Source organism: uncultured Eubacterium sp., assembly GCF_945980375.1.
In the GTDB taxonomy this organism is placed as follows: Bacteria; Bacillota; Clostridia; order Oscillospirales; family Acutalibacteraceae; genus Eubacterium_R.
In genome coordinates this window covers 19,098-35,535 of sequence record NZ_CAMFQO010000018.1, presented here as the reverse complement: position 1 = coordinate 35,535, position 16,438 = coordinate 19,098, and the positions used below count along the sequence as shown (strand labels likewise).

13 protein-coding genes are annotated in these 16,438 nt (G+C 36.5%); 12 read left to right on the top strand and 1 reads right to left on the bottom strand.

Annotated elements, in window-relative coordinates:
* The 4 genes from Q0P34_RS05980 to Q0P34_RS05965 all read left to right on the top strand — a co-directional run.
* Window positions 1-833, top strand: an 833-nt coding sequence (locus tag Q0P34_RS05980) for a hypothetical protein (protein WP_366783748.1), incomplete at its 5' end; no start/stop codon positions are given.
* Window positions 826-2,106: an LlaJI family restriction endonuclease gene (locus tag Q0P34_RS05975; RefSeq protein WP_294954268.1), complete on the top strand. Its 1,281-nt coding sequence runs from the start codon at window positions 826-828 to the stop codon at window positions 2,104-2,106. The genes Q0P34_RS05980 and Q0P34_RS05975, both read left to right, overlap by 8 nt.
* Window positions 2,093-3,040 (top strand): DNA cytosine methyltransferase, encoded by a 948-nt coding sequence (dcm, locus tag Q0P34_RS05970; RefSeq protein ID WP_294954266.1) that lies wholly within the window; start codon window positions 2,093-2,095, stop codon window positions 3,038-3,040. The genes Q0P34_RS05975 and dcm overlap by 14 nt, the downstream gene beginning before the upstream one ends.
* A 363-nt stretch (window positions 3,041-3,403) precedes the next feature.
* Window positions 3,404-4,141, top strand: coding sequence for a hypothetical protein (locus Q0P34_RS05965; RefSeq protein WP_294954263.1), 738 nt, complete (start codon window positions 3,404-3,406; stop codon window positions 4,139-4,141).
* Between the two features lie 131 nt (window positions 4,142-4,272).
* Here the strand turns inward: Q0P34_RS05965 and Q0P34_RS05960 are convergent, their stop codons facing one another.
* A complete protein-coding gene (locus Q0P34_RS05960; protein WP_294954261.1) occupies window positions 4,273-4,470 on the bottom strand; it encodes a tyrosine-type recombinase/integrase in 198 nt (65 codons plus the stop codon).
* A 101-nt stretch (window positions 4,471-4,571) separates the two neighbouring features.
* Between Q0P34_RS05960 and Q0P34_RS05955 the strand changes: the two genes are divergently transcribed.
* The 8 genes from Q0P34_RS05955 (at window position 4,572) to Q0P34_RS05920 (ending at window position 16,411) form a co-directional block, all read left to right on the top strand.
* A complete protein-coding gene (locus Q0P34_RS05955) occupies window positions 4,572-5,177 on the top strand; it encodes a hypothetical protein (RefSeq protein WP_294954258.1) in 606 nt (201 codons plus the stop codon).
* Window positions 5,178-5,510: 333 nt separating this feature from the next.
* Complete coding sequence (locus tag Q0P34_RS05950) at window positions 5,511-6,593, top strand: YeiH family protein (protein WP_294954255.1); 1,083 nt, start codon at window positions 5,511-5,513, stop codon at window positions 6,591-6,593.
* Between the two features lie 6 nt (window positions 6,594-6,599).
* On the top strand, window positions 6,600-7,967 hold the full coding sequence (locus Q0P34_RS05945) for a leucine-rich repeat protein (protein ID WP_294954252.1): 1,368 nt from the start codon (window positions 6,600-6,602) through the stop codon (window positions 7,965-7,967).
* 391 nt (window positions 7,968-8,358) lie between these two features.
* A complete protein-coding gene (locus Q0P34_RS05940; protein WP_294954249.1) occupies window positions 8,359-10,341 on the top strand; it encodes a toprim domain-containing protein in 1,983 nt (660 codons plus the stop codon).
* A gap of 17 nt (window positions 10,342-10,358) precedes the next feature.
* Complete coding sequence (locus tag Q0P34_RS05935) at window positions 10,359-12,596, top strand: DNA topoisomerase (ATP-hydrolyzing) subunit A (protein ID WP_294954247.1); 2,238 nt, start codon at window positions 10,359-10,361, stop codon at window positions 12,594-12,596.
* Between the two features lie 92 nt (window positions 12,597-12,688).
* A complete protein-coding gene (secG, locus tag Q0P34_RS05930; protein WP_178669304.1) occupies window positions 12,689-12,937 on the top strand; it encodes a preprotein translocase subunit SecG in 249 nt (82 codons plus the stop codon).
* A 121-nt stretch (window positions 12,938-13,058) separates the two neighbouring features.
* Window positions 13,059-13,868, top strand: a complete 810-nt coding sequence (locus Q0P34_RS05925; protein WP_294954241.1) for a 3'-5' exonuclease — start codon at window positions 13,059-13,061, stop codon at window positions 13,866-13,868.
* Window positions 13,869-13,951: 83 nt separating this feature from the next.
* The gene (locus Q0P34_RS05920) at window positions 13,952-16,411 is read left to right on the top strand and encodes a transglycosylase domain-containing protein (protein ID WP_294954238.1); all 2,460 of its coding nucleotides are present in this window, start codon (window positions 13,952-13,954) and stop codon (window positions 16,409-16,411) included.
* Window positions 16,412-16,438 lie beyond the last annotated feature (27 nt).

The window sequence follows — 16,438 nt, the reverse complement described above, 5'->3', positions numbered from 1 at the left end:
TCTACCAAGACTATTCAAATACTGATTTTATTGGACAAATCCTGCCTAAAGTCACAAAAAATGAAAACGGAGATAGTGTTGTTGAATATTCTTTTAATCCGGGTCCGTTTACCCTTGCGTTAATTCAAGCAATCAAGAACCCCACTAAAAAAGTTGCTCTTGTAATTGAAGAAATAAATCGTGGTAATGCCCCTGCAATCTTTGGAGATATTTTTCAATTACTCGATAGAGATGATGACAGTGTAAGCCAATATGGTATTGTAAATGTAGGTATCATTGATTATCTTAACAGCCTTAATTTTGATGTTGATGGCGAAAAAATAAAATACATATTTAATGAGATAAAAATTCCTGGAAATATGGATATTTTTGCCACAATGAATACAAGTGACCAAAATGTTTATACATTGGATACTGCATTTACTCGTCGATGGGCAAAGGAGCGCATTCCTAACGATTTTGGTGATGATGAAGAAATCAAAAATAAAGCAGTTCCTGGAATGAACGAATATACTTGGAGCGAATTTGTTGAAAGTATTAATTCATATATTGATGATCATTTGGATGATTTACAAATCAATGAAGATAAAAAAATCGGTGCATTCTTTGTTGGTTTAACCACTTTGGATAATGTTGATGAATTTGCATATAAAGTATTGGATTACCTTTGGAGCGATGTTTCAAAGCTTGATCATAATGTTATTTTTAACAACTATAAAACCTTTGAATCACTTATAAAAGATTATAAGAACAAAGGCGTAAAAGTATTTATACCAAATATCTTTGAAGAAAAAGTAGCTGCTCATCCACAAGAAGAGGAAGAAAATGAATAATGATAAAAGAATAATTTGTCATCCTGTTACAAATAAGGAGAACGATAGTTTTATCGGAATTCGTATAAAAAATGAAGAAATACATTTTTACCATCCCGAATCATATGATTTAGCTCCTAAAGATGATCTACGAGAGTTTAGAAATGATATTATTAATATTATCCGTTCTATCTCATTGGCAAAAAGTAAATCTTCTGTTAATTACTCTGTCGATAACGGCACTTCAAAAACTGAAAGCTTTGCGTTAATGTCATATTTGTGGATTATTAGAGATTATTTCACTAATGGCTATTATCGTAATAGTGAAAAGCTTTATAAAACTAATGCAAAAGGCAAAGTTAATTGGAAGAAAACATTAGAAACACAGCCTATTATTTCAAAGGGCAATGTCATTTACAACGATATTGTGACTGAAGTTAGAAATGATTGTGATGATGTGGTAACTGATGCACATAAATACTGCGTTTTCGACTCCGTTAGAAAGATCGGTTGGTTATTTGGGATTAGTGAAAAAAGCGTATATGTTCCTAAAACAACAACTGCTATTATAAAAAAATACATTAGAGCCATAAAAACCGAGTTAACAAGAACATTTGATGACACAAAGAAATTACGTTTAACCCATATGTTAAAAGTGCTTTCGGGAGTAGATGATTCTGATAGAGCAAAGGAAATTGTGTACGGTGTTGATAAGTATCATTATGTATTTGAGCGCATGGTAGATTGTGTTTTTAGCAATATAACAGATATTAAAAAGTACAATCCAAATGCAAAATGGTATCTAAAGAAAAATAATTATTCTCCAAAAGATGCCTCGTCATTAAGGCCAGATACGATTCGCATTGAACCATTATCAAAAGAAACGACCGGTGATGAAAAAGTTGCTTACATATTAGATGCAAAGTATTATCGATTTGGTATGACAAAAAATGAAGATGATTTGCCTGAAACCACCTCAATTCAAAAGCAAATAACTTACGGGGATAACATTATCTGCAATTTAAAAAAGAAAGAAAATATCCAAGAGGTTTATAGTGCTTTTATCTTGCCTTATAACAAAAACAATAATGATTTCGATTTCGAGGATAATCTTGAATATATTGGATATTCCAAAGCAGATTGGAGAAATGATAAATTATCTCATGTTAAAATTTATGCCTTCTTGATTGATATGAAGCATTTAATTACTACTTGGTCACAAGGCAACTGTGCTGAAGATATTTCAAAACTGATAGATGAAATAGGAAAAGCGGCAAAAAATGAAAGTATGTAGTTTATTTAGTGGAATAGGTGGTATCGATCTCGGTTTTCAACAAGCCGGGTTTGATATCGTATGGGCAAATGAATTTGATAAAGATGCTGCAACTACATATCGCCATAATTTCGGCTCAAAATATTTAGTCGAAAAGGATATTAGAAAAGTTGATATAACAGAAATTCCGGATTTTGATATTCTTGTTGCAGGATTCCCATGTCAGCCATTCTCTATAATGGGTTTCCGCAAGGGATTTAATGACCCTCGTGGCAATTTGTTTTTTGAGATTGCTCGTATTGCTGAATCAAAAAAGCCCAAGGTAATATTTCTTGAAAATGTTGCAAATCTATTAGAGCATGATGACGGAAAATCATTTTTGACAGTTTATAATGCTTTAGCTCCACAAGGGTATAGCATAAGATATCAGCTAATGGATTCTCTTGAATATGGTAATGTGCCTCAGCGCAGAACACGAATATTCATTGTTGCTTTTAAAGATTTAGAAGCTTGTGAACGTTTTAAATTTCCTAATAAAGTTGAGCTTACAACTAAACTAAATGATGTTTTAGTTCGTGAAGTTAAACACGATGATATTTATTACTATAACAAAAGCAGCTTTTATTATGATGAGTTAAGAAGAATAGTGACAGATAAACGAGCACTATATAAAATATATGATTCGGGAGTGTCGCGAAAAGCACACTATATCTGCCCTACATTAATGGCAAACATGGGGACATATCCGGACAGAGTACCAATCATATTGGATGATTATGGAATTCGTAAAATAACTCCATATGAATGCCTTGCATTGCAAGGATTCCCAAAAGATTTTCGATTTCCTAAAATACCGCTTAACAGTGCATATAAACAATGTGGCAATAGTGTTGTTGTTCCTGTTATAAGAAGAATAGCAGAAAATATTGCTGAGGTATTAAAAGATACTGATTAAAAATATGATTTCTATCACAGAGCATCAATAAAGCATCAAAGTGATTTTTTTAATTGTTGATTCTTTGAAAGATGTCCTAAAATTGTGGGTTTTGAGGGACTCGGTTTAATAGACCGCGACCACTCCAAAACCGCGTGCCGAGGGGTGCGGGTGTCCGGTGGACACCTCTAAACACCGCAGGTGTTTAGAAGCACCGACCGAGCCGACAGGCGAGACCAAGTCCTTCTGCCAATTTCAATTTGTCCAACCTTTTGCAAAAAATCCAACAATTTCAACCCGTACAGCATCATTTGAGCATCAATTATATATGTTGTTTTTCAAATTCAAACAAAGTATAATAGGATTATATAGGTAGGTGAAAATATGAATTATAAAATCACTTCACAACTGCTTGATGCTTTGGAAAATTATTTCGTCAAGTCCGAAATTTCAATCAGCACCGAAAATAAAGATTGGAAAAACAGAGATTGTAAATCAGATTTAGTAATGATTGACGAAAAAAATAATGTTGGTTTTGAGGTTTTTGACAGTGAAATCATAGTGTTTTATTTTACAGACCATTCTCATTTTGAAGATTATAGTTCTGAACCTGATGAAGTAGAGGATAATTATATCAAGCGTGCTGCAGATTTTATATTGGGACTGTTTCAGTACAAAATCTGTCATAAAGAATATTACAGAGGTAAATCATTGTGTCGGGAAGAATACTATATAATTTATGATGATGGAGAAAGCGTTTGTATTGGTACCACTTGGTATGGATATTCAAGATTAAAAAATCCTTTTATAAAAAAGAGCAGCATATCAACTATCTTCCAATATGATAAATCAAAAGGTTGCTTTATAAATAGCCCTCCAAAAACACCGGATGACGACGCAATTGATGTTATTGACATAAGTGAAAATTTGTATGTTGAGATTTACGAAAAGAATAATGTGTATTCTTATATTATTATGGAAAAAGATTTTGATGAATATGAAGGTAGATACCATTACTATTGGACTGTTTCAGAAAATTATGCTCATTCCGGCTTTTACGATACAAAAGACAAGGCTGTTCAATCCGCAATGGAAGTATTGAATTACAGAGGATGCGACTAATTTCATCCTCTGAGTTTTTACAACTGAAACCCATCTGTTAATTCGCCGAGCAGGTTATCATCCTTTTTCACATAGTACAACTCGGTTATCTCTGATGTTGAGTGTTCTAATAGGTTTGCAACCTGTTTTGGCTATAAGGCTCTTATCGTTCCATCATTCAACCTTACACCGTTAACAAGATTTGTAGCGAATGTGTGTCGCAGACTATGTATGCCTTTTGTTTCTATACCGGCACCCTTAAGGATACGATAGAACCTATTTCTTATGTTTGACGGGTTCAGTTTATTGCCGTTACCCTTAGCAACAGACAATACCACAAGTTGTTTCATATATCCAGATGATTATTGATAGATATAAATTTAAGTGATATAATGAAATAAATTGAGTTAAGATTTAACAATTTGATGTATTTTAATAGTGGAGAAAACAAATGAAATTAACTTTGGATAATCAAACCGATGTTTCTATTGAAATATTAGTAAATAATGAAATTATTATTGTTGAGCCTTTCAAACAAACACAAGTCGAAACAGATGATAAGCACATAACTATTAAGAGAAAAAAAAATAAGGCGAAGCATTTTCATATACATGAATTTGGATTATTCAATAAATATGATAGTTTTAATGCAACATATTATGATTATTTGAAAACAAAAGTCTGTTTACCAACCAAACAAGAGAAAGCTCACTTTGAGATTTGTGCTAAACCATTTTCTGACAACAAGTATTTGAAGCTTCGCTGTTTTGATATTAAAGGAATTGATTCAGAATATTGTATTTACTTTTATAGTAATTCAAAACAACGAAACAAGATACTGGGAAGTGTATTTTTAACATTATTTTTACGATACGGTCTGTTTTCAATAATTGGATTTTTGGGAATTTGTGCCTTTTTGATTGATGCAGAAAATTTAACAAATAGTGATTCAATTTTTGTTGCAATAATGGCGATTGTATTTGTAGGCTTTGGTGGCTTTTTCTTGTACAATTTTATTGAATTATCTAAAGTGCTTCGTGTTATATCAAAAGAATAATAATTATTTATGAACAAACCCTCACCTCTAAAAGAGTTTCTATTCTTTTAGAGGTGATTTTTTATTGATTAATAAATAATTGCTTAACCTTAGCTTATAGAAAAATAAATTTTTTGTTGAATACTTGGCAATTTGATGTTAAAATATCTTTGACGTTTATAACATTTGGTTTTTACTCTACTATCCGTAGGTTGTGTGACGGGTGTTGCTGTTATATAATCTGCCTTGTTAAAAGAATATATTATTACTGTAACAGAGATAGTTTATTTTATATTGATGTTGTAAAGAATATAGATAACTGATTTGAATTGATAACTGATTGGGGTTGTTTGGTTGAAAAAGATTAAAGAAACGGTACCGGGAATTATTGTGTCGGCAATAGTTGCAGGAATTGCAACACTGCTTTGCAAAATCAGTATCGGCTCATTTAGTGTTGAACTGATTGGTGCACCGATTATTGCAATAGTTTTCGGTATGTGCTTAAATATGATTTTTCCAAATCTTCCAAAAAGCATTCTGTTTGTCGGAGGTATCAAATTCACATCAAAAAAGATTTTGCAATGGGCAGTAATTATTCTTGGCTTTTCTCTTAATTTGAGCACAATAGCAAAGGTCGGAGCAAAGAGCCTACCGGTTATTGTTTCGACAGTTGCAATATCATTAATAGTTGCTTTTCTTCTTATGAAGGTTATAAAAATTAATTCAAAAACCGCATGTCTTATTGGTGTCGGTTCATCAATTTGCGGTGGCTCCGCCATTGCGGCAACTGCTCCTGTAATTGATGCCGATGACGAGGAGGTTGCTCAATCAATATCGGTAATCTTTTTGTTTAATGTTCTCGCCGCACTTGTTTTTCCAGTATTTGGCCATGCTATCGGGCTTGGCAGCGAGGGCTTTGCTGTGTTTGCAGGTACCGCGGTTAATGACACCTCGTCGGTTACTGCAACAGCCTCAACGGCAGAAAGTCTTTACGGCGTCAGCGGTATTCTTTCTACTGCTGTAACAGTTAAGCTTACAAGAACTCTTGCAATTATTCCTATCACTCTTGCTCTTGCTTTTATTAGGACAAAGAAAGCAAAGAGCGGTGACGGTAAATCAAATTTCTCATTTAAGAGCATATTCCCGTGGTTTATTCTGTATTTCGTTGCTGCTTCGGTAGTTACAACTGTTGTTGACTTTTTACCTGAAAGCTCTTTTACAGCTTTTTATAACGATACATTTGTAGGCGTTATGAAATGGCTTGCAAAGTTCTTTATTGCAATGGCTATGTGTGCCATCGGCATAAATACAAACATTGTAAAGCTTGTTAAGAACGGAGGAAAGCCGATTTTTCTCGGTTTTTGTTGCTGGGCATCTGTTACGGGAATGTCGCTCCTTGTTCAAACCATAACAGGCATATACCATACTAACATTTAATTTGATATGAAAAGAGTAGTCTCATTTCTTATAACACTTGTGCTTGCCGTGTGCAGTATTCCTTTTTCGGCAAATGCACAGGTTGTTAATGATTTCATCCCAAACAGTAATATAGAATACACACTTGATACTAAGCAAGGAACACTTGAGATTAAAGGAGCAGGTGAAATACCTGACTCCTTTAATTCTCCTTTTGCTCATATTGCCGATTATGTTAAAATTGTTACTGTATGCAGCGGCATTACATCAATCGGTAATAGATTGTTTAGGAACTGCACGGCTGTTGAAAGGATAAGTATAGCCGACACAATTAATGATATAGATGTATCTGCATTTGACGGGTGTACCTCGCTGAAGGAAATATATGTTGATGTTGACAACGAGCTGTATTCATCCTTTGACGGCGTACTGTATACCAAAAATCTTTCAATGCTTGTAAGGTATCCTCAGGCAAAGGCATCAAAAACCTTTGAAACACTGAAAAACACAAATACCATATGCAAGGGCTCGTTTGGCGGTGTTGTGAATTTGAAATCAATTACCCTCAGCGAAGAAACCGTTAATATTCTTGAAGATTTTGATGAGCTTGGCATAGAGGTTAACAAAAGCGATTCGCCCCAGATTGATGTAAAGCACAAGCATCAGCCTGTTTACAGGACGGTAAATCCTACCTGCACAGAGTTTGGTTATGTTGAATATACCTGCAAAACCTGTGATATTAGGCTGATTAACGAATACATCTGTCCTGTCGGCCATAAGCTTGTGGAAAAATCCGTGAGTGCAACGGATAATTCAAACGGCCATTTGATTACTTATTGTGCTGTGTGCGGATATGTGCAAAGCGATGAGCTTATTTACAGCATTGACCGTGTTTCTCTTGAATATACGGGTGCTGTGTATGACGGGTATCAGTTTTCTCCAAATGTCAGTGTTGTTGATACGGTAGGCAACGAGTTATCGTTAGGCTCTGATTACGTCTTTGCATCACCTCTGGGCAGAAAAAATGTAGGTATGTATACATATGATGTTTGCTTTATCGGCAATTATTCAGGTATGGCAAGGCTGTTCTTCTTTATTTATCCACAATGTCCTGTGTTTAAAAAGATTATACTTAGACCAAGTGAAGCAGACCTGATTTGGACTACAGTTAATGCACAGTGCGACGGATATGAGATTGTGTACAGCACATCACCGGACTTTAGCAAAAACAATAAGTACATTATTGTTGAGGGCAGAACAAAGAGCAGTGCAACCATAAATAATCTAAAATCAAAAAGACGTTATTATTTCAGAATAAGATCATATAAACATACAAATGATAATAACACCTTTTATTCTAATTGGACAAAGGTTGGCAATGCTGTTATGATATAAAATGCTTTGATTTAGACTGTCGATAAAGTGGGCTGAAACACGCCATATAAATAAAACAAACCGATTTGAGCCTCTCTTGTGTAAAGGGAGGTGGGTGCGATTTATCGCACTCGGAGGGATTGTAAAAGCGGCTTAGACATCGAATCTAAGCCGCTTTTGGCGTTTTTCGCCTTTTGCTCGGTCGAGGTACCCTCGTACATCTTCCCTCACAAAATGCGAAATTCAGTTCCATTTCTCAACAGTCTACCAGCGTGTCGAAATTTACAATTTAGCTATTTCGACACGCTGTATCAAATCCTCAAATGAGGATTTGATTTTTTGTTGTCTTGACATTTTTATACAATATATAGTATACTAAATGTATATGTATACTTGTTATGGAGGGATTTGTTTGGCGAAAAAGCAAGAATACGGAAATGAAAGTATTAAATCGTTAAAGGGTGCAGACAGAGTTAGAAAAAGACCTGCGGTTATTTTCGGTTCGGACGGTATTGAGGGCTGTCAGCATTCTATATTTGAAATTATGTCTAACTCAATAGACGAGTCGCGAGAGGGATACGGTAACAAAATTATTGTTACAAGATTTCTTGACGGCTCTGTTGAGGTACAGGATTTTGGCAGAGGTATTCCTGTTGACTATAATAAAAATGAGGATAAATATAATTGGGAGCTTTTGTTTTGCGAGCTTTATGCAGGCGGTAAGTATGACAATGGCGGAGATAACTACGAGTTCTCATTGGGATTAAACGGTCTTGGTCTTTGCGCAACACAGTATGCTTCAGAGTATATGGATGCTGAAATTAAGACAAACGGTTTTAGATACAATCTTCATTTCGAGCACGGTGAAAATGTCGGAGGACTCCAAAAGGAACCGTATGGGAAAAGAGGGGATACAGGTACAAGAATTAGATGGAAGCCTGATTTGCAGGTGTTTACCGATATTAACGTGCCTATTGATTTTTACAAGGAAACCTTAAAGCGTCAGGCTATTGTTAATGATAAAATTACATTTGTTTTCAAAAATCAGCTAACCGCCACCCAATTTGAAACCTTCGAGTATTGCTACGAAAACGGCATTAAGGATTATGTAGCAGAGCTTGCAGGCGACGGTGCTTTTACTTCTCCTCAATATTGGGAGTGCGAAAGAGTCGGCAGAGACAGAGATGACCTTAACGATTATAAGCTTAAGATTAAGGCTGCACTTTGCTTTTCGCTGAAAACACAGCTTAAGGAATATTATCACAATTCATCCTTCCTTGAACACGGCGGTGCTCCTGAAAAAGCATTCAAAAGTGCTTTTGTAAATCAAATTAATGCTTATCTTAAATCAACAAATAAGTATAATAAAACAGATTCTCAAATTACTGTTCAGGATATTGAAGAATGTGTTATCTTTGTTGTGTCTTCTTTTTCAACACAAACCTCCTACGAAAACCAAACAAAGAAGGCTATTACAAACAAATTTATTCAAGACGCAATGACTGATTTTTTCAGAAAGCAGCTTGAGGTATATTTTATTGAAAACAAGATGGACGCAGACAAAATAGCCGATCAGGTTTTGATTAATATGCGTTCCCGTATTAAAGCGGAAAAAACAAGAAAAACCCTTAAAACAACTCTTCAAACCAAGGTGGATATGACAAATCGTATTCAAAAGTTTGTTGATTGCAGGTCAAAGGATGTTAATGAGAGAGAAATATTTATTGTAGAGGGTGACTCTGCTCTCGGTGCCTGTAAGCAGGCAAGAGATGCAAATTTTCAGGCTATTATGCCTGTAAGAGGTAAAATACTTAATTGCCTTAAGTCCGATTACGATAAAATTTTTAAGAGTGAAATAATAACTGATTTGATTAAGGTTCTCGGTTGCGGTGTAGAGGTAAAGAGCAAGGCGGCAAAGGATGTTTCGATGTTTGATATGGAAGCACTGCGCTGGAACAAAATAATGATTTGTACCGATGCCGATGTTGACGGCTTCCAAATCAGAACACTTATTCTTACAATGATTTACAGGCTGATGCCAAGGCTTATTGAGGAGGGCAAGGTTTACATTGCCGAATCACCGCTTTATGAGGTCACCTGTAAGGATCAAACCTATTTCGCCTATAATGAAATAGAAATGGATGAGATTAAGGCAGAGCTGGGTGACAGCAAATATATCGTTCAACGTTCAAAGGGACTTGGTGAAAACGAGGCGGATATGATGTCGCTTACCACTATGAATCCTGCCACAAGACGATTGATTAAGGTTACTCCGAGCGATGCACTTGCCACAAGCGAAATGTTTGATTTGCTCTTGGGTGACAACCTTGAGGGAAGAAAGAATTATATTGCCGATTACGGACATCTGTATTTAGATGCGGCAGATGTTAGCTAAAAGGAGGGGATTATTCTATGGCAAAAAAGAAAGCAAGAAATACTGAGGTACAATCTCCTTTAGCGGATAATGTCCATATTCAAGATGCAGGACTTATTAAGGATGAGCAGATAGTTGATACACTTAAATCGAACTATATGCCGTATGCAATGAGTGTTATTCTGTCTCGTGCTATTCCTGAAATAGACGGCTTCAAGCCGTCGCACAGAAAGCTCCTTTACACTATGTACAATATGGGGCTTTTGCAGGGCGGAACAATCAAAAGTGCAAATATTGTCGGCAGAACCATGCAGCTTAATCCTCACGGTGATGCGTCAATTTATGAAACAATGATTAGACTTTCACGCGGTAACGAAAGTCTTTTGTATCCGTTTGTAGAATCAAAGGGCAACTTCGGTAAGGCTTACAGCAAAAATATGATGTACGCCGCATCTCGTTATACCGAGGCAAAGCTTGCGCCTATTTCCAAGGAGCTTTTTGAAGATATTAATAAAAATACTGTTGACTTTGTTGACAACTACGATAACACTATGAAGGAGCCAACCCTTTTGCCTGTAACATTTCCGTCAATTCTTGCAAATGTTACAACCGGTATTGCCGTTGGTATGGCGTCCTCCATTGCTTCGTTCAACCTTAGAGAGCTTTGCGATACAACCGTTTCTCTGATCAAAAATCCGGATCATGATGTGTCGGAAACCCTTTTAGCTCCTGATTTTGTCGGCGGCGGATATATAATTTACGACAGGGAAGAGCTTGAACGTATCTACAAAACAGGCAGAGGTTCTGTTAAGGTACGCGCAAGATATACCTATGATAAGTCCTACAATTGTATTGATATTACTCAAATACCGCCTACAACAACATCGGAGGCTATTATTGACAAGGTTGTTGAGCTTGTAAAATCCAATAAAGTAAAAGAACTTTCGGATATTCGTGACGAAACAGATTTGAAGGGCTTGCGTATAACTCTTGACCTTAAGCGAGGTGTAGACCCCGATGCTTTGATGACAAAGCTTTACAAGATGACTCCGCTTGAGGATACCTTCTCCTGTAACTTTAATGTTCTTATAAACGGTTATCCTAAGGTTTTGGGAGTTGCCGATATTCTTAAGGAATGGATTGAATTCAGGCTTGAGTGTGTCAGAAGAAGAACACAGTTCACCCTTGATAAAAAGGCTGAAAAGCTGCATCTTTTGCAGGGACTTGAAAAAATACTTCTTGATATTGATAAGGCTATCAGTATTATTCGTAACACAGAAAGCGAAAGCGATGTAGTACCAAACCTTATGATAGGCTTTTGCATTGATAAGGCACAGGCAGAATATGTTGCAGAAATCAAGCTTCGTCACCTTAATCGTGAATATATTCTTAAACGTACAAAGGATATCGAAAGCCTCATTGAAGAGATTGCAGAGCTTCAGTCTATTCTTGACAGCAAGAATAAGCAAAAGAGAATTATCATCAAAGAGCTTAACGATGTTGCCGATAAATATTCAGATGAAAGAAAATCGGAAATTCTTTATGAGGTTGATGAGTTTGACGCATCTGTCGAACAGGAAATTCCTGATTATCCGGTAACACTGTTTATTACAAATGAGGGTTATCTTAACAAAATCAGAACTGCAAATCTTCGTATGTCGGGTGAACAAAAGGTTAAAGAGGGCGATGAGGTTTCATCAATCTTCGAATGTTCAAATAAGGACGAGCTTTTGGTGTTTACCGATAAGGGACAGGTGTATAAGGCAAAGGTTGATGATTTTCCCGACGGTAAGGCCTCTATGCTTGGAATTTATGTTCCCGGCAAGCTCGAGATGGAACAGGACGAAAAGGTTGTATATATTTGTGTTATTAAGCAGTATGTCGGATATATGATATTTGTTTTTGAAAACGGAAAGGTTGCAAAGGTTGACATTTCTGCTTACCAAACAAAAACAAACAGAAAGAAGCTTTTGAAGGCTTATTCTCTAAAATCTCCTCTTGCCTGTATAGAGTATATTGAAGAGGATTGCGAGCTTGTTCTTTGTTCAACAAGCGGAAGAATGCTTATATTGAATACGGGAGCTCTTACTCCTAAATCATCAAAGGACACAATCGGTGTTTCGGTTATGACTCAAAAGAAGAATCATAAGGTTGAATCTATGCACCATTATACCGAGGGTGAGTTTGAAAAAACCTGGAGGTTCAGAACAAAGAATTTGCCTGCGGCAGGCGCATTACCCACTCCTGCTGATAATACCGCTCAAATATCATTTTGATTAGCATAAATAATTAGTCTAAAAAAAGGCTTGCATTATTATATTTGTTGTGATATAATGCAGTAGTCGAAATTTCTTATGGAGGGAATATTATGCTCTGGTATCATTATGTATTTGGTGCAGTTTTGATAGTTGCTTCAATCATCATTACTGTTGTTGTTCTTATGCAAGAGGGTAGATCATCAAATCTTTCCGGTGTAATTGGTGGCAATACCGAATCATACGGCGGAAAGACAAAGGGTATGACTAACGAAAAGAAGCTTGAAAGAGTTACAAAGTGGTTTATTGCAATTTTCTTTGTAATTGTATTGGCTGCTTTTTTGGTATTTCTTTTTGTATAACAATTGTGTGATAACCTTGCGTTATGCAAGGTTATTTTTGTTTTGAGGTTGTTGAATTTTGAATTTTATTATTTTTGATTTAGAATGGAACAATGCCTATAGCTATGCCAAAAAAGGTTTTATGAACGAGATTATAGAGATAGGCGCTGTAAAACTGAATAATAAGCTTGAAACAGTAGATACCTTTAAGCAACTTGTTATGCCAAAGCTTACCAAAAAGCTTTCGGGCAGATGCAAAAACCTCACTAACATTACCAACGAGGAGCTTAGGGAAAACGGAGTTCCTTTTTCGCAGGCAATAAAGGAGTTTGCTCGTTGGAGCAAGGGTGAAAACAATTTGTTTATGACCTGGAGCAATTCGGATTTGTATGTTCTTACAAGTAACTATCAGGCGTTTTTAGGTAATCTAAACATAGATTTTATTACTAAATACTGTGACGCACAAAAATATTGTATGTCTTTTATTGAGAGAGATAACAAAAATCAAATTTCTCTTTCCGATTGTGCACAGGAATTCGGCATAGATATTGATGTTGAAAAGCTTCACAGGGCATTGACCGATTGCTACCTTACTGCCGAATGCTTCAAAAAGGTTTACGACAGAGAAAAGCTTGCAGGCTTTGTAAACGATTGCGACAACAGATTTTTTGAAAAGTTGATTTATAAGCCTTACCTGATTACAAAGCCGGTAACGGACGTGTTTAACATTTATGAGCAGGAGCTTGTTTGCCCGGTTTGTAAGGGTGTGCTTCATAGGCTTGACGAGTTTGATTGTGTCAATAAATCATTTAGATGCCCTACAAAATGCAAAAAATGCAGAAAAACCTTTTGGACAACCATAAGGGCTAAGAAAACCTATGATAAGGTTGAGGTATCTCAACGTAGTATAGAAATGAATAGAAAAAAAGCAAAAAGAATAAAGAAGGATTAATTTGCATTATTAACAAAATTCTTCTTTATTTTTTTGTAGTTTTATATTATAATAAAAATAATATATTTAAGGAGGCTGATTTCGTGGCAAAAAATGATTATGACGATCTTCTTGAGTCTTTTATGAATAATTCACAAAAGGCTTATAACGACGATAAAGAAACACGAAAAAAGAATGGCGGTAAGCTACCGTCTGCCTATAATACTTTTTCTAATTCGGAAAACAGCAAGAGCAACTCCTCAGCATCAAAGCAAAGCTCAAAGAAACAACACAAAAGAAGGAATTCTCCTAAATCCTCCGGTCAAAAGGCTGCAGGTGTTTTCGGCAGAATTGTTTTGGGCGCAATTCTTGTTATCGGCGTTGTCGGTATTATTTGCTCATCTGTTCTTTTTGTTTACGGATATTCTGTTGTCCACGGCGATGTGGTATTTAATCTTGAGGATGAAGCGTCAAGCCAAAATCAAACTTCATTTATTTACGGATACGACGATGATAAGCTTGTAGAAATTACAAGGCTTCACGGTGAGGAAAACCGCATTTGGCTTGAAAAAAGCGAAATGAATGAATATATGTCAAAGGCATTTATTGCCATAGAGGACGAAAGATTTGAAAAGCATCACGGTGTAGACTGGATAAGAACCGTCGGCGTTATGGTTAAGCCTTCAAACAGCGGACAGGGCGGTTCAACCATTACACAACAGCTTATCAAAAACTTAACCGATGAGAACGATGTTACCTTTATCAGAAAGTTTAACGAAATTCTTTCTGCTCTTAACCTTGAAAAACATTATTCAAAGGATGAAATTATGGAGGCGTATCTTAACACCTTATATCTTTCACACGGATGCTACGGTGTTAAAACTGCTGCCGAAACCTATTTCGGTAAAGAGGTTAAGGACCTTAATATTGCAGAATGTGCCTGTCTTGCGAGTATTACACAGTCCCCAACAAGATATGACCCTTTAATTAATCCTGAAAATAACAGGAAAAGGCAAACAAGAGTTCTCGAAAAAATGCTTGAGCATAATTTTATCACGCAAGAGCAATATGATGAAGCTATGAATTATAAGATGGTGTACACTAATTCACCGGACTATAAGGGCAGCCAAATCAAAAAATCATCTGCTGAAAAGAAGCAGGCAGAAAAGATCAATTCGTACTACACAGACTATGTTATCGATCAGGTTATCAATGATCTTCAAAGCTCCGGATACAGCGCAAAGAAAGCAAAGAATATGATTTACGGCGGCGGTCTTAAGATTTATTCCGCAATCGATTTTGATGTTCAAAACGCCATTGAGGATGTTTACGAGAATTACAAAAAAATGCCTGACGAAACAGTACAGGGCGCCTGTGTGATTATGGATTATCATGGCAGAATTCTCGGTATGGTCGGAGGCACGGGTAAAAAGAAAGCCAACCGTGTTCTCAATCGTGCATGGCAATCAAAGCGTCAGCCTGGTTCTGTAATCAAGCCTCTTTCGGTTTACGGTCCTGCCCTTGAAAAAACCTTGCAGGATGACGAAACAAACGTATATTGGTCTACTCCTACCAAGGATGCACCTCTTACAAAGATTAACGGTAAGCCTTGGCCGACAAACGAGGGTGGTTCGTATTCCGGTCAGGTAATATCCGTTCAAAAAGGCCTTGCACTTTCCAAAAATACAATTTCGGCAAGAACGCTTGACAAAATCGGAACAACCTATGCATACGAATATATTACCAATAAGTTCCATATTTCATCGCTTGCCGTTCAGGACTGTGACCTTGCTCCCATGGCAACAGGCTCATTAACATACGGCGTTTCTGTTTTGGAAATGACCGCTGCATACCAAGCTTTCGGTAACGGTGGATATTGGTATGAGGGCTACAGCTATTATAAGATTGAGGATTCACAGGGCAATGTAATTCTTGAAAAGAATCCCGAAAAGGATAAAGAGGTTGCTTTGTCCGAAAATACGGCTTGGGTTATGAATAAAATGCTCCAAACCGTTATGACCGAGGGTACAGGTAGATCATATAAGATTGACGGTGTAACCTGCTTTGGCAAAACAGGTACAACAACAGGCTCTAACGACCGTTGGTTTATCGGAGGTACACCTGAATATGTCGGTGCAGTTTGGTATGGCTATGATAAGAATAAAGAGGTTGTATACCGTCTTTCTGCTAACCCTTCAGGTACAATTTGGAATACCATTATGAAAGAGATATACGAAAAGAAGGGAAAGAATGTTAAAGACTTCCCTGAGGTTGACGGTATTGTTAGACGCGAGTATTCAAGTAACGGTACTCTTAGCAGAGGCTCGGGCAGATGGGGTTGGTTTGATGAAAACAATCTGCCTAAGGTTGGCGAAAGCGTTTATTTGAGCGATGGTGATTATTCAAGCAAAACCACCAAGCAGTCAACTACAAAGAAAAAGGAGGAGTCTGTCGAGGATGTTGTCGACGATAACACGGTTGATGACAATGCTGATGACGGAACCGAAGAAGAGTCAAACGGTGCAGCTCCTCCGGACGATTTAGATTCGGAAATATTACAATAGTATGCAGATAATAGGAAAATCATATTT

Excerpts from the sequence above, each read along its gene's own strand:
- secG (WP_178669304.1), top strand. The coding sequence starts at position 12,689 with ATGCTCTGGTATCATTATGTATTTGGTGCAGTTTTGATAGTTGCTTCA.
- Q0P34_RS05960 (WP_294954261.1), bottom strand. The coding sequence starts at position 4,470 with ATGAAACAACTTGTGGTATTGTCTGTTGCTAAGGGTAACGGCAATAAA.
- Q0P34_RS05925 (WP_294954241.1), top strand. The coding sequence starts at position 13,059 with ATGAACGAGATTATAGAGATAGGCGCTGTAAAACTGAATAATAAGCTT.
- Q0P34_RS05945 (WP_294954252.1), top strand. The coding sequence starts at position 6,600 with ATGAAAAGAGTAGTCTCATTTCTTATAACACTTGTGCTTGCCGTGTGC.
- Q0P34_RS05955 (WP_294954258.1), top strand. The coding sequence starts at position 4,572 with ATGAAATTAACTTTGGATAATCAAACCGATGTTTCTATTGAAATATTA.
- Q0P34_RS05935 (WP_294954247.1), top strand. The coding sequence starts at position 10,359 with ATGGCAAAAAAGAAAGCAAGAAATACTGAGGTACAATCTCCTTTAGCG.
- Q0P34_RS05975 (WP_294954268.1), top strand. The coding sequence starts at position 826 with ATGAATAATGATAAAAGAATAATTTGTCATCCTGTTACAAATAAGGAG.
- dcm (WP_294954266.1), top strand. The coding sequence starts at position 2,093 with ATGAAAGTATGTAGTTTATTTAGTGGAATAGGTGGTATCGATCTCGGT.
- Q0P34_RS05965 (WP_294954263.1), top strand. The coding sequence starts at position 3,404 with ATGAATTATAAAATCACTTCACAACTGCTTGATGCTTTGGAAAATTAT.